Source organism: Pseudothauera rhizosphaerae (assembly GCF_004801305.1).
Classification (GTDB): domain Bacteria; phylum Pseudomonadota; class Gammaproteobacteria; order Burkholderiales; family Rhodocyclaceae; genus Pseudothauera; species Pseudothauera rhizosphaerae.
Genome location: NZ_SSOD01000003.1, coordinates 61364 through 80477, shown reverse-complemented (window position 1 = coordinate 80477; position 19114 = coordinate 61364). Strand labels below are relative to the sequence as shown.

Here is a 19114-nt window from a genome sequence, read left to right as displayed (position 1 = left end):
CGCAGGCCGCATCGCGGCCAAGGCCGCTCCTACAGTAGAGTCAAGCCGGCATCAAAGCCCCTGCTTGCCCTCATTACCGTCGATGAACGGGCTCCACGGCTGGGCGCGGATCGGCGACTTGGTCTGCCACACCACGTCGAACTGGCCGTCCGCACGCACCTCGCCGATCAGCACCGGCTTGTGCAGGTGGTGGTTGGTCTTGTCCATGGTCAGCGTGAAGCCGGACGGCGCCTTGAAGGTCTGGCCGCCGATGGCCGCGATGACCTTGTCCGTGTCGGTGGACTTGGCCTTCTCCACCGCCTGCTTCCACATGTAGATGCCCACGTAGGTGGCTTCCATCGGGTCGTTGGTGACCACGGTGTCGGCATTGGGCACGCCGTTCTTCTTCGCCCAGTCCTTGTACTTCTTGATGAAGGCGTCGTTCTCACCGTTCTTCACCGTCATGAAGTAGTTCCACGCCGCCAGGTGGCCCACCAGGGGCTTGGTATCCACGCCGCGCAGTTCTTCCTCACCCACCGAGAAGGCCACCACCGGCACGTCGGTGGCCTTCAGGCCGGCGTTGCCCAGTTCCTTGTAGAAGGGCACGTTGGAGTCGCCGTTGATGGTGGACACCACCGCCGTCTTCTTGCCCTCGGAGGCGAACTTCTTGATGTTGGCGATGATGGTCTGGTAGTCCGAATGGCCGAAGGGGGTGTAGTCCTCCATGATGTCGGCTTCCGCCACCCCCTTGCTCTTCAGGAAGGCGCGCAGGATCTTGTTGGTGGTACGCGGATACACGTAGTCGGTGCCCAGCAGCACCCAGCGCTTCGCGCCGCCGCCTTCCTCGCTCATCAGGTATTCGACGGCCGGAATCGCCTGCTGGTTGGGCGCGGCGCCGGTGTAGAACACGTTCTTCTCCAGTTCCTCGCCTTCGTACTGCACCGGGTAGAACAGCAGGCCGTTGAGTTCCTTGAACACCGGGTTCACCGACTTGCGGCTCACCGAAGTCCAGCACCCGAACACCGCCGCCACCTTGTCCTGGCTGATGAGCTGGCGAGCCTTCTCGGCGAACAGCGGCCAGTTGGAGGCCGGGTCCACCACCACCGGCTCCAGCTTCTTGCCCAGCACGCCGCCGTTGGCGTTGATCTCCTCGATGGTCATCAGCGCCACGTTCTTCAGCGCCGTCTCGGAAATCGCCATCGTCCCCGACAGGGAATGCAGGACGCCCACCTTGATGGTATCGGCCGCCTGCGCGCCGAACGGTACGCCGATGGCGGCGATAGAAGCGGAAAGGGTCAGCGCCTTGAGGAAGTTGCGACGAGTCTGCATGGAAGTCTCCCTTGAAGTGATCGGAAATGCCGGACACCCGGCCTTGCTGCGTTGCACGATCAAAGATTAGGGAGACGGGGGGATGCATGAAATACGCAAGGTTGCGTAGGGGGCAGGCAGACGAGCCGGCCCACACGGGACGACTGCCGGGCTCTGCTATCGGGCGCTGAACCGGCCATGCCCCTGCGAAGCCAGGAACCGCCCCTCCGAGCTGACAGCGGCCGCAGGGAACAACCTGCGGCCGGCACAGCGCAGTTGCTCACTCAGTCCTTCAGGAACTCCAGCAGATCCTGGTTGAAGCGATCCTTGTGCGTGTCGGTCAGACCATGCGGCGCGCCGGGGTAGATGATCAGCTTAGCCCCTTTGATCTGCGCGGCGGAGGCCTTGCCGGAGATGTCAATCGGCACGATCTGGTCGTCGTCTCCGTGGATCACCAGCGTAGGCACGTCGAATTTCTTCAGATCTTCGCGGAAATCGGTGGCCGAGAACGCTGCGATGGAATCGTAGGTGTTCTTGTGCCCGGCCTGCATACCCTGTGACCGCCAACTGTCGATGAGACCTTGCGAAACCTTGGCGCCCGTCCGGTTGAAACCGTAGAACGGGCCGGATGCAAGATCAAGGTACAACTGTGCGCGGTTCTCCAGCGAGGCCTTGCGGATGCCGTCGAACACTTCGAGCAGCAGGCCGCCCGGATTGTCGGCGGTCTGCAGCATCAGCGGCGGCACGGCGCTGACCAGCACGGCTTTCTTGACCCGTTCGGTACCATGGCGTCCGATGTAGCGCGCCACTTCACCGCCCCCGGTGGAGAAGCCGACCAGGGTGACGTCCTTCAGGTCGAGCGTCTCGATCACTGCGGCCAGATCGTCGGCGTAGTGATCCATGTCATTGCCGTCCCACGGCTGGCTGGAGCGGCCATGGCCGCGGCGATCGTGAGCGACCACGCGATAGCCCTTGCCGGCCAGAAAGATCATCTGGGATTCCCAACTGTCCGAATTCAGCGGCCAGCCATGGCTGAAGGTGACGACCGGGCCGTCCTTCGGGCCCCAGTCCTTGTAATAGAGCTGCACGCCGTCGGCTGTGGTGACGGTGCTTGCGGTGTGGGCAATGGCGGTATCGGACACCGGCTTTGCGGCGTGCGCGGCAAAGCCGGACTGCAGCGCGATAGCCAGCAGCGGCGTGGCAACGATGCGGGTGATGACGTTCATGGTGCTGGTTTCCTGTTCGTATGCGAGGGGTGACTCAGATCAGTCGGCGATGACGAGCGTCACGTCGATGTTTCCACGCGTGGCGTTCGAATAAGGGCAGACCACATGGGCCTGGTCGACCAGCGCCTGCAACACGCCACGGGCAATGCCGGTGGCGGCGATGGTCAGTTCGGCCTCGATGCCGAAGCCGGTAGGGATCTGGCCGATGCCGACCTTGCCGGTAACGGTGGTGTCCGCAGGCAGTGCAACCTTCGATTTGCCGGCGACAAACTTCAGCGCGCCAAGAAAGCAGGCCGAATATCCAGCGGCGAACAATTGCTCCGGGTTGGTGCCGGGGCCGCCAGCGCCACCCAACTCGCGAGGCGTGGACAACTGCACATCGAGTACGTTGTCGGAGGAGGTGGCGCGGCCTTCCCGGCCGCCTGTGGCGGAGGCTACGGCGGTGTAAAGGATCTTTTCGATGGACATGATGGTGGTTCCTGTGTTGGTGGATTGCCGGGCGGGGGTTGCTCGGTGAGACGAATTCTGCTCGCCCAACAGGAACTATTGGTGATATAAAATCCAGAAAATTTGATCTGGAGTATTGCCATGACCGATCGACTCGCTGCGCTGATGCTGCACTTCCCGGTGAGCGCACAAATGTTCAATGCCGGGGCGCTGTGCGGCATCAACGCCCTGGAAAGCGACCGTGCGCACGGACAGTTGCACTTGGTGCGCAGCGGCGCAGTCGAGGTGCGATACGGCAAGGAATCACTGCACGTCGAACGACCCAGCTTGCTGCTGTTCCCGCGGCCGCTGACGCACACCTTTGTCACCGACCCCGAGCGCGGTGCGGACATGGTTTGCGCGAACCTGTCGTTCGAGGGCGGCGCAGGCAATCCGATCGCATCGGCGTTGCCGGATGTCGTCTGCCTGCCGCTGGACGGGATACCGGGTGCCGGGCCGGTACTGTCGCTGCTGTTCGAGGAAGCATTCGAACGGCGATGCGGGCGCGTGGCGCTGGTCGAGCGCTTGTTCGAAGTGGTGATGATCCAGGTCTTGCGCCAGTTGATGGAAAGCGGCGAAGTGAAAGGCGGGATGCTGTCGGGCTTGTCGCATCCACGTCTGCGCAATGCGCTGGTGGCGATGCACGAGGCGCCGGCACGGGAATGGACGCTCGAGGAACTTGCCAGCGCGGCCGGCATGTCGCGCAGCGTATTCGCCACGACTTTCCGCCAGAAAGTCGGCATCACGCCGGGACAGTATCTGCAAGGCTGGCGCATGCGGCTGGCACAGGAAGCCCTGCGGCGCGGACGTCCTTTGAAAGTGATCGCAATGGAAGTCGGCTACGGCAGCGAAGCCGCACTCTCGCGCGCGTTCAAGGCGCAATCCGGGCAGTCGCCTCGGGAGTGGAAAAGCCGGTTGCCCATGGCGGCCCATGACTGAGCACACCACGAATCGGGGGCGATGCGCATAGGCGGAATAACAGAGGCCGGACCTGCCCCCTTCCTGCCGGAGCCGTACCATCGCCTCCGCGGAATGCGTGGGGACCAAGGCAGGCGGACGTCCTCACTGGATAACCGGCGCCGATCCTGACAAGCTACGCCCCGCGTCCATCGACCCGACCCGCCATGCACTTCCCCACCCCCCTCCAGCCCGGCCATCTGATCCGCCGCTACAACCGCTTCCTCGCCGACGTGGAGACCTCCGGCGGCATCCTCACGGCCCATTGCCCGAACACCGGCTCCATGATGGGCTGCGCCGAGCCCGGCATGAAGGTGTGGCTGTCGCCTGCGGCGAATCCGGCGCGCAAGCTGGCGTGGACCTGGGAACTGGCGGAAGCCGAACCCGGCGTGCTGGTGGGCGTGCATACGGGGCGCAGCAATGCCCTGGTGCGGGAGGCGATCGAATCGGGGCGGGTGGCTGCGTTGGGGGGTTATCCGCGCATCCGGGGCGAGGTGAAGTACGGGGCGAACAGCCGGGTGGATCTGCTGCTGGAGGCGGACGGGCGGCCGCCCTGCTACGTGGAGGTGAAGAACGTTACCGCCGCGGTGCAGGACGGCATCGGCCACTTTCCGGACGCGGTGACGCTGCGGGGCGCCAAGCATTTACGGGAACTGGCGGGCATGGTGGCCGCGGGCCACCGGGCGGTGCTGGCGTTCTGCGTGCAGCGGGAGGACGTGCGGGAGGTGCGGCCCGCCGATCACATCGACCCGGCCTACGGACGCGCGCTGCGGGAAGCGATGGCGGCGGGCGTGGAAGTGCTGGCCCTGGGGGCGACGGTATCGCCGGCCGGCATCGAACTGAGCCGGATGCTGCCGGTGCACGTGCCGTGAAAGGTTCAGGGCGAACGCTGTCTCCGGTTTGATTGCCGGTTAACAGGCGACAGTTTCCGCCCCGGCGAGTACCGTGCGGTCCCGGCCGCCGTGCTTGGCGGCGTAGAGCGCGGCGTCGGCGCGGTGCTGCAGGGTGTCGAAATCCACCTCGTTCCAGCGGCCGGATGCAACGCCGATGCTGACGCTCATCGGCACCTCGGCCAATGCCGGAATCGCACGGCAGCGGCGGCTGAATTCGGCGCGGATGCGCTCGGCGCCGGCATATGCGCCGCTGCCGCCGGTGTCCGGCAGCAGCGCGCAGAACTCCTCTCCGCCCCAGCGCACCGCCGTGTCGACGCCGCGCAGCACGTCATTCAGCACGGCGCCCATCACACACAGCACTTCGTCGCCCATGGCGTGGCCGAAGCGGTCGTTGAGATGCTTGAAACGATCGATGTCCACCACCAGCACCGAACCGGTCTGCCCCTGGCGCCGGCCCTGCTCCAGCAGCGGGCCGATGCGCTCGAAGAAGCCGCGCCTGTTGGGCAGCCCGGTCAGGCTGTCGTAGTGGGCCGAGCGCTTCAGATCGTCCAGCAGCCGGGAAAGGGCCAGCAGCATCAGCAAGGGCGTCGCCACCGCCGTGGAGAGCAGCATGGTGATCCAGGTCAGGATGAAGGGATCGTTCTGCTCGCTGCCCGTGATCAACGGCACTACGCCGGCAAGGCCGATGTGTGCATGCAGGGCGAGCACCCCGGCGTCGATCAGCATGACCAGCGCCACCGCCAGCGCCACCGCCCGCCGGCCGAAAGTACCGCTGAAACGCAGCAGGACGATGGCACTGAACAGGCGCAGGATCGCGGCGGTACTGGCGGCCAGGAAGATGCGCAGTGCGCGGTCCGGGCTCACGACACCGAGCCAGACCGTGGCCACGATGCTCAGGATCAGCAGCGCCGCCAACGGACCGGCCGCCACCCGACGGCCGAAGAAGTGCAGCGTACCGACCAGCCAACAGGCATGCCCGAGCAGAAAGAAACTGTTGAAGAGCGGCCCGAGCCAGGGCGACCCGGATTCCGCCAGGATCAGCACCATGGACGCAGCCAGCGCCGCCAGCCCGTTGGCCGCCGCCCAATACAGCAAGGGCTGGCGACAGGCCCCGAGCAGCGCGCCCCAGACCAGCACGACCGCGTTGGCCGCGCCGACCACGGTGACGGCGAACATCAGGGTGGGATCGTCGAAGTACATTGTTTCCTTCCAGGGTGGCCTTCAACAGCGGGCGGCCGGCACACCGGCCCTGCGGAATCCGACGGCTGCGTGAGTCGGGCTGGTAGAGAACGGATCATACGATCAGCCGCGCCCTCCGCCCTGCACCGGCCTCACCTTGCCCGCCGCCAGCTTCGCGCGCTGCCGCGCCTCCTCCACCGTCGCACCATTCGCCACCGCCACGCCCATGCGCCGTTTGGCGAAGGATTCCGGCTTGCCGAACAGGCGTAGATCGGTGCGCGGCACGGCCAGCGCCTCGGCCACGCCCTCGAAGGCGATGCCGGGGGCGTCCAGGCCGCCGTAGATCACCGCGGAGGCGCCGGGCTCGCGCAGGGCGACATCCACCGGCAGGCCGAGGATGGCGCGGGCGTGCAGTTCGAATTCGGAGAAGCGCTGGGAGCACAGGGTGACCAGGCCGGTGTCGTGGGGGCGCGGGCTGACTTCGGAGAACCACACCTGGTCGCCCTTCACGAACAGTTCCACGCCGAAGATGCCGCGCCCGCCCAGGCTGCCGGTGACGGCGGCGGCGATTTCCCTCGATTTCGCCAGCGCGGCGGGGCTCATGGGCTGGGGCTGCCAGGATTCCACGTAGTCGCCGCCGACCTGGACGTGGCCGATGGGCTCGCAGAAATACGTCTGCACCGTGCCGGCCCCGTCGCGGGCGCGCACGGTGAGCTGGGTGATCTCGTAGTCGAAGTCGATGAAGCCTTCGACGATGACCCGGCCCTGGTTCACCCGCCCGCCGGCGGCGGCGTATTCCCAGGCGCGGGCCACGTCCTCCGGCCCGCGCACGGTGGATTGGCCCTTGCCGGAGGAGGACATGACCGGCTTGACCACGCAGGGATAGCCGATGGCGCCGTCGATGGCGGCCTGCAGTTCGGCCAGCGAATCGGCGAAGCGGTAGGGCGAGGTGGGCAGGCCGAGTTCCTCGGCGGCCAGGCGGCGGATGCCTTCCCGGTTCATCGTGAGGCGGGCGGCGCGCGCGGTGGGGATGACCTCGGCCAGTCCCTCGGCTTCGATCTCTGCCAGCGTATCGGTGGCGATGGCCTCGATTTCCGGCACGATCAGGTGCGGGCGCTCGCGCTCCACCAGCGCGCGCAGGGCCGCGCCGTCGGTCATGGGGATGACGTGGGCGCGGTGTGCGACCTGGTGGCCGGGCGCATTGGCGTAGCGGTCCACCGCGATCACTTCCACGCCCAGGCGCTGCAGGGCGATGATCACTTCCTTGCCCAGTTCGCCCGAGCCCAGCAGCATGACCTTCAGCGCGCTGGCCGACAGCGGTGTTCCCAATCTCATCGCAATGCTCCCTGGTTCGAGAGCCGCAACGATCCACCCGTGCGCCCCCTTGCGTCAAGCCTCCGGAACGAAAAGGGAATGTTTCTTGCATGCGTTGAACGGATTTCAGTCCCGGACCTCCGGCCCGGACCGCCCCGCCGGCCCGAACCGACGGCAGACCGCAACGCCTGAAGTCTGGCCCACCCATTGCAAGGGAGGAGACGAAAGTGAGCATTTACAAGGGCATAGACTTCGACGATACGCTGAGCGCGGTGGTCCGCCACATGGACCCGGTGCAGGACTACCGCGAGACGCTGCAAAGCCTGCAGGCAGTGTGGGACAACCTGACGCTGTTGGGACAATTGTCGGGCAGCGGCACCGACATGAGCGAAACCCGACAGGCGTTCGCCGCCCTCACCGCGGATCTGCTCAACCGCCTGGGCATCGAGATCCGCAACAAGGCCGTGCAGGCGCTCAAGTCCAAGGCCCAGGTGGCGGTGGACATCATGGTGCGCAACCTCTTCGAGCGCACCGCCGACATCGGCTTCCTGGCGCAGGACGACGACATCCGCGGCTTCGCGCGCTGCATGCGCGACCTGCTCGCCCGCGGCGAGGACACGCAGTGCTGTACCGGCCACCGCCAGCGCATCGAGCAGCGCTTCCGCGAGTACGTACGCAAGTACTCGGTCTATCACGACATCATCCTGCTCGGCACCGACGGGCGGGTGCTCGCGCAACTGGACGCAAGCAATCCCGTGCGCCAGTCCGCCGACCCGCTGGTGCGCGAGGCGCTGGAGACGCCCGAGGCGTACGTGGAGGTGTTCCGCCGCTCCGACCTGCTCGCCGAACCGCGTCCCGGCCTGATCTACGCCTATCGGGTGACCGAGGAGGACGGCACGCCCCTGGCGGTGCTGTGCCTGTGCTTCAGGTTCGAGAACGAGACCCGGCGCATCTTCGCCAACCTGGGCAAGCCGCGCGACCGGACGGTGCTGGCGCTGCTGGACGCGGACGGCGGGGTGATCGCCAGCAGCGATCCCTACCACCTGCCGGTGGGCGCGCCGATGGAACGGGTGCTGGAGGGCGACTGGGGCGTGGTGCTTTTCGGCGGGCGCGAATACCTCGCCACCACCCGCCCCACCCAGGGCTATCAGGGCTACATGGGGCCGGGCTGGATGGGCCATGCGATGGTGCCCATCGAGCACGCCTTCGCCCACCAGGGCGCCGACCGCCTGGCCGCGCTGCCCGCCGGCGTGATGGCGGCGGTGATGAAGAGCCCCACCCTGTTCTCCGAGGAACTGCGCAACATCCCGCGCCAGGCCGAACAGATCCAGCGCGCGCTGAACCGCTCCGTGTGGAACGGCAACGTGCGCCAGAGCAGCAGCGAGGTGCCGGCCAACACCTCGTTCTCCAAGGTGCTGCTGTGGGAGATCGGCAACACCGGGCTGAAGACCACCGACGTCTTCGAGCGCTCCATCGGCAATCTCAACGAGACGGTGGTGTCGTCCATCCTCGACGACACCCGCTTCCTCGCCTCGCTGGCCATCGACATCATGGACCGCAACCTCTACGAGCGCGCCAACGACTGTCGCTGGTGGGCGCTCAACGCCTCCCTGGCGCGCCAGCTCGGGCGGCTCGCCGAGGCCCCGGACGAGGCCCGCGCCGCCATCACCCGCGTGCTGGAGGCGATCAACGCCCTGTACACGGTGTACGACAACCTGGTGGTGTTCGACGCCGCCGGCACCGTGGTGGCGGTTTCCAACCCGCACTACGGCGAGTGCATCGGCCACGCGGTGGGCGAGGAATGGGTGCGCCGCTGCCTGGCCCCGGCCGACACGCAGAGCTACGTGGTATCGGCCTTCGCGCCCACGCCGCTGTACCACGGCCGCCACACCTACATCTACGCAGCCGCCATCGCCGACACCGACGCGGGGCACGGCGGCACCTGCGGCGGCATCGGCATCGTGTTCGACGCCGAGCCCCAGTTCCGCGCCATGCTGCAGGACGCCCTGCCGCGCAACGCGCGCGGCGAGATCATGCCCGGCAGCTTCGCGGTATTCGCCGACCGCGGCCGGCGCGTGATCGCCAGCACTGACGCGCGCTACCCCATCGGCACCGAACTGCCGCTGCCCGAGGCACTGTTCCAGCTCGCCAACGGCACCGACAGCGCCACCATCCATGCGCTGGACGGCTGCTACCACGCGGTCGGCGCGCGCATGTCGGCCGGCTACCGCGAGTTCAAGTCCGCCGACGACGCCTACCACAACGACGTGGCCGCGCTGGTCTTCGTGCCGCTGGGCGCGGTGCCGGCCGCCGGCGAAGTGCCGGCCGGGGAGCCGGGCCTGGTGCGCCTGCCGCGCCTGCGCCAGACCGGCGCGCCCGGCGGCAGCACCGAGATCGCCACCTTCTTCATCGGCGACGAATGGCTGGGCATCGTCTCCGCCCACGTGCTCGAAGCGGTGGACGCGACGGGCATCACCTCGGTGCCCGGCCTGCCCGATCACGTGCAGGGCGTGTTCATGTACCAGGACCGCCCGCTGCTGGTGCTCGACCTCAAGGCCCACCTGCGCCTGCGCCGGCCGGTGGATGCCGCCGGCTATCGCCAGATCGTCGTGGTGCGCGGGCGCGGCAAGGAGCCGTTCGGCATCCTGGTGCACCGCCTGGGCGAGATCCCGGAAGTCGCCAACAGCCGCATCGACCCGGTCAACCTGCTCTACCAGAGCGAGGCCGCGCTGGCCGAGCACGTGGTCCGCCCCGACACCGCCAACGACGGGCACGGCATCCTCATCGTGCTCTCGCCCGAACGCATCGTCGCCCGGCTGCTGGGCGGCAGCACCGCCCTCGCCGAGCCGGCGCTGGCCCTGCGCGCGCTGGCGGGCGTGGTGCTCGAATGAACCCCGGACGCGCCCGCGCGGTGCCGGGGCACAGACGACAGGCGTATGATCCCGGCAGCCCCCCACCCGCGGAGCCGCCATGGAAAACCGCTACGTTCTCCACATCGCCAACAAGACCTACTCGTCCTGGTCCCTGCGCCCTTGGGCGCTGATGCGCACGTTGGGCATCCCCTTCGAGGAGCGTCTGTCGCCCTTCGCGCCGGGCTCCAACTGGAATGCCTTCCGGGCCTTCTCGCCCAGCGGGCGCGTGCCCTGCCTGCACCACGGGGCGCAGGTGGTGTGGGATTCGCTGGCCATCGCCGAATACCTGGCCGAGCGCCATGCCGGAGTGTGGCCGGAGGACGCGAAGGCGCGCGCCTGGGCGCGCTGCGCCGCGGCCGAGATGCACAGCGGCTTCGGGGCGCTGCGCGAGCAGTGCTCCATGCACGTCGCCCTGCGCATCCGCATGCGCGCCATCGGCCCCGCGCTGCGCAAGGATCTCGACCGCCTGGACGAACTGTGGCGCGAGGGCCTGGAACGCTTCGGCGGCCCCTTCCTCGCCGGCGGGCAGTTCGGCGCGGTCGATGCCTTCTTCGCACCGGTGGCGTTCCGCGTGCAGGCCTATGACCTGCCGCTGTCCGCTGCGGCGCGCGGCTGGGTCGACCGCGTGCTCGCGCTGCCGGCGCTGCGGGAATGGGAGGCCGCCGCGCTGGCCGAACCCTGGCGCGACGAGGACCACGAACGCGAGGCGCTGGCCGCCGGCACGCTGATCGAGGACCGCCGCCCGTCCGCGACGCCGCGTTAGCCGGTCGGGCCGCCGGACGCCCAGCCGACCGTCAGCCCCCGCACCACGGCCGCGGTGCGGCTTTCCACGCCGAGCTTGGCGAGGATGTGCTCGAAGTGCTTTTCCACGGTGCGCGGGCTGGCGCCCAGGATGAGGGCGATCTCCGGATTGCTCTTGCCGGCCGCGGCCCATTGCAGCACCTCGCGCTCGCGGGCCGTGAGCGGCAGGTCGGCGAAGCGCGCGGCCACACCGCGGCCCACCGGCCGGCCCACCAGCAGCAGGTGGCCGTCGGCCTCGGCGGCGTCGGGCAGCAGGTGGATGTCCAGCTCCGTGTCGCCCTCGACCAGGCGCAGCGTGCCGGTGCGCGGCCCCAGCAGCGGATCGGGCGAGTCGGCGAGCAGCGTCGCCAGCCAGCGGTCGATCTGCGCCGGCAAGCGGCGGCCGGGCACCACCCGCGCACCGCCGCAGAAACCCGCCAGGCGCAGCACGGCGCGCTCCGAAGCGCGGCGCACGCGGCGCAGCGGGTCCAGGCCGATCTCGTACCAGCCGGCCTCGCCGCACACCTCTTCCAGCCGCGCCGCGGCGGCGCTCAGGCGTTCCAGCGCCAGCGCGTGGCGGAACATGAGCGCCAGTTGCGGGCGCACCAGGTCCAGCAGCGCACGCTCCCGTTCGTCGTAATCCCGCCCGCTGCGCTGCACGACGAAGCTCACCAGCAGGTGCTGGTCCACGAACAGCGGCATGGCCATCACATGGTCGATGCCGATGCGGCGGTAGTACTCGTTGTACAGCTCGGTGCGGTGAAAGCGCGCGGACGGCAGGGAATCGCTGATCTTGCGCGTGGCGCCGCGCGGGTGGGCGGCGTGGTACTGCACCAGCGGGTGGTCGAAGAACATGCGGTCGAAGATCGCCCGCTCCTCCCGGCCGATGGCGCCGGGGTCGCTGCTGTACACGGTGCGCCGGCCGCGCACCAGATCGCAGATCGACAGCGTGGTGAGTTCCGAATCCACCAGCTCCGGCAGGCCGTCCACGCCTTCGCGCGCAAAGCGCGCCACCGCCGCGGCCTGTTCGGCCATGCGGTGCAGAAAGCCGAGCGCACGCCCCTGGGCGCCGTGCGTGGATGCGGGCATGGAACGCGCCGGCGGCCCGCCCTGCGCGGGCCTGCGGACCTACGTGGGGTCACGTATTCCGCGGCTTGCCGCCGGCTGCTAAAAGTATAGTCAGCCGGCCGGAACAAGCCCGGCGCAGGCACGACAGGAGGACGACATGGCACAGACACTCGAAAACACGGCCACCGGCACGGCCGCCGGTCTGCTGGACGGCAGGCGCTTCGCCGGGGTGATCCTCGAAAAGGGCCAGACCAGCGGCGACGCGGACACCCTGGTCTTCGCCGACGGCCGCTTCAGCTCGACCGCCTGCGAGGAATACGGCTACGGGGGAGCGCCCTACACGGCGACGCGGGAAGGCGACGCGATCCGCTTCTCCTGCGAAACCCGCAGCTCCCGTTACGGCAGCCTGGAATGGAACGGCCAGGTGCGCGGCGACAAGCTGGACGCCACGGTCATCCGGCGCGACGAAGGCAAGCCGCCGCAGGAATACTGGGCGGTTGCCGGCCAGGACTGAAGGAGGTTTCCATGAACACGCAAGTGGCAAGCACGCTCGACGAACGCGCCGAACTCAAGGCCTTCGACCGGCCCGACGAAATCCGCGAATTTCCCAAGGGCCGCCTGGAGCTGGTGAAGGTGGGCGGCGCCATGATAGGCCGCGCCGTGTTCCAGCCCGGCTGGCGCTGGTCGGAGTCGGTGAAGCCGATCGCGCGGACCGCGAGCTGCGAGGCGCCGCACTTCCAGTACCACGTCTCCGGCATCCTGATGGTGCGCATGGACGACGGCACCGAACTGGAATGCCGGCCGGGAGATGTTTCTCTGCTGCCGTCGGGTCACGACGCCTGGGTGGTGGGGGACGAACCCGCGGTGGTGGTGGATTTCCAGGGCATGGTCGATTACGCGCGGGGGCACTGAGCCCGCCCCCGCGGCTCAGGAGGAGCGCAGCAGGCGGCCGAAGAAGCGGCCGAGAATGCCGCCGTGCTGCCCGCGCTCGTACGCCTTGGCGTAGCCGCGGTCTTCGGCCTGGATGTGCTCCACCAGCCAGTCGCGCAGGAAGTGGAGCAGGTCCAGGCTGATCTGCTTGCCCTGCTGCAGTTCGACGCGCGCATCGTGGATGCGCTTGACGAACTGGGCGTGCAGCTTGCGGTGCTCGTCGAAGTTGGGATAACCCGTCGACTGCATGAAGTTCTCTTCCGCCGTGAAGTGCGAGACGGTGTAGCTTTCCAGCTCGTCGAGAATCTTCAGCATCTCGCCGTCAGCGGCCCGGTTCACGATGGCCGACCACAGGTGGTTCATGATGTCGAACAACACCTTGTGCTGGTCGTCGATCTGCTCCAGCCCCAGGCTGTAGCTGTCGTCCCATTGCACGAGACTGTCTCTCGCTCCCATTGCTGTCCTCCGCTAATCGATGATGTGGCCATGACGCCCACCGGCCGTGGCGACCGGGATGTTCGGCTCGTTATGTCTTTAGCAATACTTGTTCCACCCTCTTGACTGCGTTCGCACCCGGCATCGCCGTGTTCCCGCCCGCCGGAAAGTATCGCAACACGATGTTACACAACTGCGCACGTCATGCAAGGGGAGCGGAATGCCGGAAAGATCGCAGATTGGGCGGAACCCAGGCGGGGCAAGGCATTCAACCGGCCGGCTCCGGCAGGCCGGAATGGCCTCATCCGGGCCGGCGCGACAGGAGCGGGTCCGGCATGGCGGCGATGCCGTCCGCGCAACGACCCGGACACAATGGCGGACGAGGTGTGCTCCACGCGGTACGCCGCCTCTGCCTAATGGACGAAAGCGGACACGGCGGCGGGATCCCCGCGCGGCACCGGGCCGCAGGGAACCCGCCCCCGTTCAGCAGCACTCCTCTTCGATCTTGTCGAGCAGCGCCAGGGCCTCGTCGTCTTCGTAGGTCTCGAACAACTCGCGGATCATGTTGATGTAGCTGTGCACCAGGAAGAGTTCGTCGCAGCGCTGGCTGCTGCGCCCTTCCAGCTTGTCGCGGAACTGGTCCCAGAAGGCGTTGCTCTGCCCCGGCACGTCGATGTGGCGGCGCACGTACTGCATCAGCAGGCGGGCGTTGCCGTCGCAGTCGATGCCGCAGAAGCTCACGTAGCGGTCGGGCTTGTCCAGCGCCTGGGCGAAGGGGTTGGCGGCGAGCGCGGCGGCGTAGGGATCGTTGGAGCTGTCGTCGGACATGGCGGATTCGGGGTGCGAGGGTTCGGAGCCCGGGATTGTCGCCGCCCGGCGGCGCCCGCGTCTGTCAGCCAGCCGACAGACCGCCCGCGCGGCGCTGCAGTTCGGCCGGATCGCGCACCACCAGGGTGCGCCGGCCTTCCCGCGCGAGCACGCCGTCGCGCACCAGTTGGGCGATGAGCGAGGACACGGTCTGGCGCGTGGTGCCGAGCAGGCGGGCGATGTCCTCGGTGCGCAGCGCCAGCGGCACGCGCAGGCCGGGCGGCAGCGCCGGATCGGCCGCGCGCGCGAGGCCCAGCAGAAAGTTGGCCAGCCGCGCCGGCACGTCGCGGAAGGCGAGGTTCTCGATGATGTCGATGGAGCCCGCGAGCAGGCGCGCCAGCACGCGGATGACCACCGGGGTGAGCTGGGGCTCGGCCAGCAGGCGGGCGCGGAAGCTCGCCGTGTCGGCCACCTGCACGCGGCAGTCGGTCACCGCCTCCACCCAGGCGCGGCTGTGGGTGGAGAAGATTTCGCCCGGTTCCAGGAAGGCCAGCGTCAGTTCCTTGCCTTCTCCGGCCAGGAACACGCGGGCACGCCCGTCCTGCAGCAGGAACACCGAATCGCTGCGCCGGCCCGGCGTGCAGATGAACTCGCCGCGGGCGTAGCGGCGCAACTGCTGGCTGGCGAAGAGTTCGGGCGGCATGCCGTGGGGATGCACGCTTCAGCCCTCCCCGCCCGCGCCGCGGATCTTGCCCATGGCCATGGAGGCCGCGGCGGTGCGGGTCTCCACGCCCAGCTTGTCGAACACGTGCTCCAGGTGCTTGTGCACGGTGCGCGGGCTGGTGCCGAGGATGTCGCCGATGTCCCGGTTGGTCTTGCCGCGGATCACCCAGTACAGCACCTCGGCCTCCCGCGCGGTGAGGCGGAAGGCGGCCACCAGCGCCTCGATGGCGGAGGCGTCGCTTTCCTCCCGCAGCACGATCAGCCATTCGTCCTCGCCCTCCTCCGCGCTGCGGTCGTGGAAGGTGGCGAGCAGGCGCCGCGGGCCGTCCGCATGCACGAGCTGGGGCGCCTCCTCGCCGGCGCGGCGGGCGCGCTCCGCGTGTTCGGCCCAGCCCAGCAGACGGGGCGGCGTGGCGCCGCCGGCATCGGGAAACCATTCGGCCAGCAGCGTGCGTGCCAGCGCGGTCTGCCACACGATGCGCCCGCTGGCGGTGTGGATGGCGATGGTGCCCTGGCCGAAGGCGTCCAGCGCACTGCGGGCCTGGCGCATCTGGCGCGCGCTCTGCAAATGGGCGGCGATGCGGGCCAGCACCTCCGCCGGGCGGATGGGCTTGGTCACGTAGTCCGAACCGCCCGCGGCGAAGGCCGCCACCAGGTGCTCGGTCTCCGTGAGCCCGGTCATGAACACGATGGGAATGTGCTGGGTGACGAAATCCGCCTTGAGCCGGCGCGCCACCTCGAAGCCGTCCATGCCGGGCATCACCGCGTCCAGCAGCACGATGTCGGGCAGGCTCTGGCGGGCGCGGGCGAGCGCCGCCTCGCCGTGGGTGGCGACCAGTACGGTGTAGCCGGCCTCGTCGAGGGCGTCGTGCAGCAGGGAGAGGTTTTCCGGCACGTCGTCCACGATCAGGACGATGTCGTTGTCGATGCGGTTACGGACGGGACTCATGGCCTGCCAGGACAAGGGTTTTCATGGCGTCGAACTGGAATTCCCGCGCCTGCACGCGCAGGCGGCGCACGAACTCGGCGCAGGCCGGCTGCGCGGCTTCGATTTCGTCGAGCTTTTCGAGGATGCCGCGCAGATAGCCCAGGCCGATCAATTCGTCCAGGGCGTGCAGCGCGGCGACTTCAGGGTACACCAGCACCGGCGCGGGCGGCGGGGCCGGCGCACGGCGCGGGGCCGGGCGCGGACGGGAAGCCCGGGGCGCTTCGGCCACGCGCGGCAGGAAGAGACGGACGCGGAAGGTGGTGCCCCGCCCCGGCGTGCTTTCCACCTGCATCTCGCCGCCCATCAGGTCGGTGAGCATGCGCGCGATGGTCAGCCCCAGCCCGGTGCCGCTGGCTTCCGCGCTGCCGGAAACGCCGCGCGCGAAGGGCTCGAAGATGCGCGCGAGGTCTTCCGCGGCGATGCCCGGCCCGCTGTCCTGCACCTCGAACACGGCCATTTCCCGCGCATAAGCAAGTCGCAGCACCACCTCGCCGCGCACGGTGAACTTGACCGCATTGCCGACGATGTTGATGAGGATCTGGCGCAGGCGCTTTTCGTCCGCCCGCACCGCGGCGGGCAGTTCGCCCTGCTGCTCGTAGCGGAAGGCGATGCCCTTGTCCCGTGCCTGCAGTTCGAACATGCGCACCAGGTCGTCCACGAACTCGGGAAAATCCAGCGTGCCCACCTCCAGCTTGAGCTTGCCGCCTTCGATGCGGGCGATGTCCAGCGTGCCTTCGATCAGGGACAGCAGGTGCTCGCCACTGCGCCGCAGCACCCGCAGGGCCTGGCGGCGGTTCGCCGGCACGGCCGGATCGTCGGCCAGCATCTGCGCGTAGCCGAGGATGCTGTTGAGCGGCGTGCGCATCTCGTGGCTGATAGTGGTGATGTAGCGCGTCTTGGCCTGGTTGGCGTGCTCGGCCTGCTCCCGCGCGCGCTGCAACTGCTCGTCGGTGCGGCGGTGCAGTTCGATCTCGCGGGTCAGCAGATGGGTCTGGCGGTTGGATTCCTCCTGCGCCACCTGCCGGCTCTTGTGGGCCAGCACCAGCCACCAGGCCGCCACGCCCGCCACCAGCAGCAGGGCCGCATAGGCCTTGACGAAGCTCGACTGCAGCGCCGACACCAGCGCGGCGTGTTCCCATCCGAGCGCCTGGATCTCGTGCAGGTAAAGGAGGCCGAGCAGCAAGGCCAGCGCCGGCACGATCAGCGCCATCAGCAGCAGGAAATGGCCCAGCCCGGAATGCAGCCAGGGCTGCAGCGCGGCCGGCAGGCGGCGTTCGACGACCGCCGCCCACTGGGCGGCCAGCGTGGCCTGGGGCTTGCACAGGTCGTGGCAGCGGGCGTCCAGCGAGCAGCACAGGGAGCAGATGTGGCCCTGGTAGGCGGGGCAGTGGGCCATGTCGTCGGATTCGTATTCCCGCTCGCACACCACGCAGCGCCGCAGCCCGCCGCCGGCCGGCGCGTGGTCCGCGCGGGCCAGGTAGTAGCGCCCGCCGGTGGCCCAGGCGATCAGCGGCGCCGCGGCGAAGGCCACGCCCAGGCTGATCAGCGTGGCGTAGGGCTGCACCGCCGGGCCGAAGGCGCCGAGAAAGGCCGCCACCGACAATGCGGAGGCCAGCAGCATCGCCCCCACGCCCACCGGGTTGATGTCGTACAGGTGGGCGCGCTTGAATTCGATGCCCTTCGGCGACAGGCCCAGGGGCTTGTTGATGACCAGGTCGGCGGCCACCGCCGCAAACCAGGCCACCGCCACGTTGGAGTACAGCCCCAGCACCTGGCCGAGGGCCTGGAACACGTCCAGCTCCATCAGCATCAGGGCGATCAGCGTATTGAACACCATCCACACCACCCGCCCCGGATGGCTGTGGGTGACGCGGGCGAAGAAGTTGGACCAGGCCAGCGACCCGGCGTAGGCATTGGTGACGTTGATCTTCAACTGCGAGACCACCACGAACACCGCCGTCACCGCCAGCACCACCCTGGGGCTGTCGAACACGTAGGAGAAGCCCACCAGATACATCTGGTTGGGGTCCACCGCCTTATCGGCGGGCACGGCGGCGGAAAGCGCCAGCCAGGCCAGCAACGCGCCGCCCAGCATCTTCACCGCGCCCATCACCACCCAGCCCGGCCCGCCCAGCAGCACCGCGAACCACCAGCGCCCGCGGTTGGCGCGGGTCTGCTCCGGCATGAAGCGCAGGTAGTCCACCTGCTCACCAACTTGGGTGATCAGCGCGATGCCGACGGTCACAGCCGCACCAATCAGGTGCATGTCGAAGCCGCCGCCCCGCCCGTCCTGCCCCGGATAGGCGAACAGCCCCTGCAGCACTTCCGGCTCCTGCTGCAACAGGAAGACGTAGGGCAGCACCAGCAGCACCAGCCACAGGGGCTGGGAGAGCGTCTGCAAGCGGCTGATGTTGGTGATGCCGTGGGTGACCAGCGGAATCACCACCAGCGCGCACACCATGTAGCCCCACGCCGGGGCGAGGCCGAAGGCCAGTTCCAGCGCGTAGGCCATGATGGCCGCTTCCAGCGCGAACAGGATGAAGGTGAAGCTGGCGTAGATCAGCGAAGTGATGGTGGAGCCGATGTAGCCGAAGCCCGCGCCGCGCGTGAGCAGATCCATGTCCACACCGTGGCGCGCCGCATACACGCTGATGGGCAGGCCGGTGGCGAAGATGATCAGGCTCATCACCACGATGGCCCAGAAGGTGTTGATGAAGCCGTAATTGACCAGCAGCGTGGCGCCCACCGCCTCCAGCACCAGGAAGGCCGCCGCGCCGAAGGCCGTGTTGGCCACGCGCAACTCGCTCCACTTGCGGGAACTGCGCGGCGTGAAGCGCAGCGCGTAATCTTCCAGCGTCTCCCGCGCCACCCAGGCGTTGTAGTCGCGCCGCACCTTCATGACGCGCTGCACCGGTTCGGCGTGCGCGGCAGGCGGCAGGACGGAAGGGGGCGGGAGGGACATGCGGATTCCGGCGGCGTTGTCTCCGGCTTTGCAGCAATCCCCATGCCAGACTATGTTTAATCATGGTGGACGGCACGGGCCGGCGCGGCCCGGAAACGCCGATGTGGTGCGGTATTGATACCGATCAACAACACGCGGCGCCGGATTCTTCACACTAATGCAACGTC

At 68.4% G+C, this 19114-nt stretch carries 17 protein-coding genes; 6 read left to right on the top strand and 11 right to left on the bottom strand.

Going from position 1 to position 19114, the window contains the following annotated elements; translation table 11 throughout:
* Positions 1-51: 51 nt before the first annotated feature.
* The 3 genes from urtA to E6O51_RS04195 form a co-directional block, all read right to left on the bottom strand.
* Entirely contained in the window at positions 52-1308 is a 1257-nt protein-coding gene (urtA, locus tag E6O51_RS04205; RefSeq protein WP_136383731.1) for an urea ABC transporter substrate-binding protein, read from the bottom strand.
* 263 nt (positions 1309-1571) lie between these two features.
* Positions 1572-2513: an alpha/beta fold hydrolase gene (locus tag E6O51_RS04200; RefSeq protein WP_136383730.1), complete on the bottom strand. Its 942-nt coding sequence runs from the start codon at positions 2511-2513 to the stop codon at positions 1572-1574.
* A gap of 39 nt (positions 2514-2552) precedes the next feature.
* Positions 2553-2981, bottom strand: a complete 429-nt coding sequence (locus E6O51_RS04195; RefSeq protein ID WP_136383729.1) for an organic hydroperoxide resistance protein — start codon at positions 2979-2981, stop codon at positions 2553-2555.
* A gap of 120 nt (positions 2982-3101) precedes the next feature.
* Here E6O51_RS04195 and E6O51_RS04190 point away from each other — a divergent pair, with 120 nt between their 5' ends.
* Together E6O51_RS04190 and sfsA are read left to right on the top strand one after the other, a co-directional pair.
* Positions 3102-3938 carry an AraC family transcriptional regulator gene (locus E6O51_RS04190; protein WP_136383728.1) on the top strand — a complete coding sequence of 279 codons (837 nt, stop codon included), beginning with the start codon at positions 3102-3104 and terminating at the stop codon, positions 3936-3938.
* Between the two features lie 185 nt (positions 3939-4123).
* Positions 4124-4828, top strand: coding sequence for a DNA/RNA nuclease SfsA (gene sfsA, locus E6O51_RS04185; RefSeq protein WP_136383727.1), 705 nt, complete (start codon positions 4124-4126; stop codon positions 4826-4828).
* A 39-nt stretch (positions 4829-4867) separates the two neighbouring features.
* Here sfsA and E6O51_RS04180 read toward each other — a convergent pair whose 3' ends face one another.
* Positions 4868-6049 (bottom strand): GGDEF domain-containing protein, encoded by a 1182-nt coding sequence (locus tag E6O51_RS04180; RefSeq protein ID WP_136383726.1) that lies wholly within the window; start codon positions 6047-6049, stop codon positions 4868-4870.
* A 102-nt stretch (positions 6050-6151) separates the two neighbouring features.
* Positions 6152-7363 (bottom strand): formate-dependent phosphoribosylglycinamide formyltransferase, encoded by a 1212-nt coding sequence (gene purT, locus E6O51_RS04175; RefSeq protein ID WP_136383725.1) that lies wholly within the window; start codon positions 7361-7363, stop codon positions 6152-6154.
* Between the two features lie 206 nt (positions 7364-7569).
* Between purT and E6O51_RS04170 the strand changes: the two genes are divergently transcribed.
* Together E6O51_RS04170 and E6O51_RS04165 are read left to right on the top strand one after the other, a co-directional pair.
* Positions 7570-10233, top strand: coding sequence for a chemotaxis protein CheW (locus E6O51_RS04170; RefSeq protein ID WP_136383724.1), 2664 nt, complete (start codon positions 7570-7572; stop codon positions 10231-10233).
* 79 nt (positions 10234-10312) lie between these two features.
* Positions 10313-11017: a glutathione S-transferase family protein gene (locus E6O51_RS04165; protein ID WP_136383723.1), complete on the top strand. Its 705-nt coding sequence runs from the start codon at positions 10313-10315 to the stop codon at positions 11015-11017.
* On the opposite strand, the gene E6O51_RS22445 is transcribed toward E6O51_RS04165, so the two are convergent.
* Positions 11014-12123, bottom strand: a complete 1110-nt coding sequence (locus E6O51_RS22445) for a LuxR C-terminal-related transcriptional regulator (protein WP_136383722.1) — start codon at positions 12121-12123, stop codon at positions 11014-11016. The genes E6O51_RS04165 and E6O51_RS22445 overlap by 4 nt on opposite strands.
* A 136-nt stretch (positions 12124-12259) precedes the next feature.
* Here E6O51_RS22445 and E6O51_RS04155 point away from each other — a divergent pair, with 136 nt between their 5' ends.
* Together E6O51_RS04155 and E6O51_RS04150 are read left to right on the top strand one after the other, a co-directional pair.
* Positions 12260-12616 carry a hypothetical protein gene (locus E6O51_RS04155; RefSeq protein ID WP_136383721.1) on the top strand — a complete coding sequence of 119 codons (357 nt, stop codon included), beginning with the start codon at positions 12260-12262 and terminating at the stop codon, positions 12614-12616.
* An 11-nt stretch (positions 12617-12627) separates the two neighbouring features.
* Positions 12628-13014 carry a cupin domain-containing protein gene (locus E6O51_RS04150; RefSeq protein ID WP_136383720.1) on the top strand — a complete coding sequence of 129 codons (387 nt, stop codon included), beginning with the start codon at positions 12628-12630 and terminating at the stop codon, positions 13012-13014.
* A 15-nt stretch (positions 13015-13029) separates the two neighbouring features.
* Here the strand turns inward: E6O51_RS04150 and E6O51_RS04145 are convergent, their stop codons facing one another.
* The 5 genes from E6O51_RS04145 to E6O51_RS04125 all read right to left on the bottom strand — a co-directional run bounded on the left by E6O51_RS04145 (position 13030) and on the right by E6O51_RS04125 (position 18947).
* Positions 13030-13488 (bottom strand): bacteriohemerythrin, encoded by a 459-nt coding sequence (locus E6O51_RS04145; protein ID WP_136383719.1) that lies wholly within the window; start codon positions 13486-13488, stop codon positions 13030-13032.
* A 462-nt stretch (positions 13489-13950) separates the two neighbouring features.
* The gene (gene cowN, locus E6O51_RS04140) at positions 13951-14295 is read right to left on the bottom strand and encodes a N(2)-fixation sustaining protein CowN (protein WP_136383718.1); all 345 of its coding nucleotides are present in this window, start codon (positions 14293-14295) and stop codon (positions 13951-13953) included.
* Between the two features lie 64 nt (positions 14296-14359).
* Complete coding sequence (locus E6O51_RS04135) at positions 14360-14992, bottom strand: Crp/Fnr family transcriptional regulator (protein WP_136383717.1); 633 nt, start codon at positions 14990-14992, stop codon at positions 14360-14362.
* A gap of 3 nt (positions 14993-14995) precedes the next feature.
* Positions 14996-15946: a response regulator transcription factor gene (locus E6O51_RS04130; RefSeq protein WP_136383716.1), complete on the bottom strand. Its 951-nt coding sequence runs from the start codon at positions 15944-15946 to the stop codon at positions 14996-14998.
* Positions 15930-18947 carry an ATP-binding protein gene (locus E6O51_RS04125; RefSeq protein WP_136383715.1) on the bottom strand — a complete coding sequence of 1006 codons (3018 nt, stop codon included), beginning with the start codon at positions 18945-18947 and terminating at the stop codon, positions 15930-15932. The genes E6O51_RS04130 and E6O51_RS04125 overlap by 17 nt, the downstream gene beginning before the upstream one ends.
* Positions 18948-19114: the final 167 nt, after the last annotated feature.

What these genes read in the sequence shown, in the direction of transcription:
- urtA (WP_136383731.1), bottom strand. Translation starts at nt 1,308, where the DNA reads ATGCAGACTCGTCGCAACTTCCTCAAGGCGCTGACCCTTTCCGCTTCT.
- E6O51_RS04200 (WP_136383730.1), bottom strand. Translation starts at nt 2,513, where the DNA reads ATGAACGTCATCACCCGCATCGTTGCCACGCCGCTGCTGGCTATCGCG.
- E6O51_RS04195 (WP_136383729.1), bottom strand. Translation starts at nt 2,981, where the DNA reads ATGTCCATCGAAAAGATCCTTTACACCGCCGTAGCCTCCGCCACAGGC.
- E6O51_RS04190 (WP_136383728.1), top strand. Translation starts at nt 3,102, where the DNA reads ATGACCGATCGACTCGCTGCGCTGATGCTGCACTTCCCGGTGAGCGCA.
- sfsA (WP_136383727.1), top strand. Translation starts at nt 4,124, where the DNA reads ATGCACTTCCCCACCCCCCTCCAGCCCGGCCATCTGATCCGCCGCTAC.
- E6O51_RS04180 (WP_136383726.1), bottom strand. Translation starts at nt 6,049, where the DNA reads ATGTACTTCGACGATCCCACCCTGATGTTCGCCGTCACCGTGGTCGGC.
- purT (WP_136383725.1), bottom strand. Translation starts at nt 7,363, where the DNA reads ATGAGATTGGGAACACCGCTGTCGGCCAGCGCGCTGAAGGTCATGCTG.
- E6O51_RS04165 (WP_136383723.1), top strand. Translation starts at nt 10,313, where the DNA reads ATGGAAAACCGCTACGTTCTCCACATCGCCAACAAGACCTACTCGTCC.
- E6O51_RS22445 (WP_136383722.1), bottom strand. Translation starts at nt 12,123, where the DNA reads ATGCCCGCATCCACGCACGGCGCCCAGGGGCGTGCGCTCGGCTTTCTG.
- E6O51_RS04155 (WP_136383721.1), top strand. Translation starts at nt 12,260, where the DNA reads ATGGCACAGACACTCGAAAACACGGCCACCGGCACGGCCGCCGGTCTG.
- E6O51_RS04150 (WP_136383720.1), top strand. Translation starts at nt 12,628, where the DNA reads ATGAACACGCAAGTGGCAAGCACGCTCGACGAACGCGCCGAACTCAAG.
- E6O51_RS04145 (WP_136383719.1), bottom strand. Translation starts at nt 13,488, where the DNA reads ATGGGAGCGAGAGACAGTCTCGTGCAATGGGACGACAGCTACAGCCTG.
- cowN (WP_136383718.1), bottom strand. Translation starts at nt 14,295, where the DNA reads ATGTCCGACGACAGCTCCAACGATCCCTACGCCGCCGCGCTCGCCGCC.
- E6O51_RS04130 (WP_136383716.1), bottom strand. Translation starts at nt 15,946, where the DNA reads ATGAGTCCCGTCCGTAACCGCATCGACAACGACATCGTCCTGATCGTG.
- E6O51_RS04125 (WP_136383715.1), bottom strand. Translation starts at nt 18,947, where the DNA reads ATGTCCCTCCCGCCCCCTTCCGTCCTGCCGCCTGCCGCGCACGCCGAA.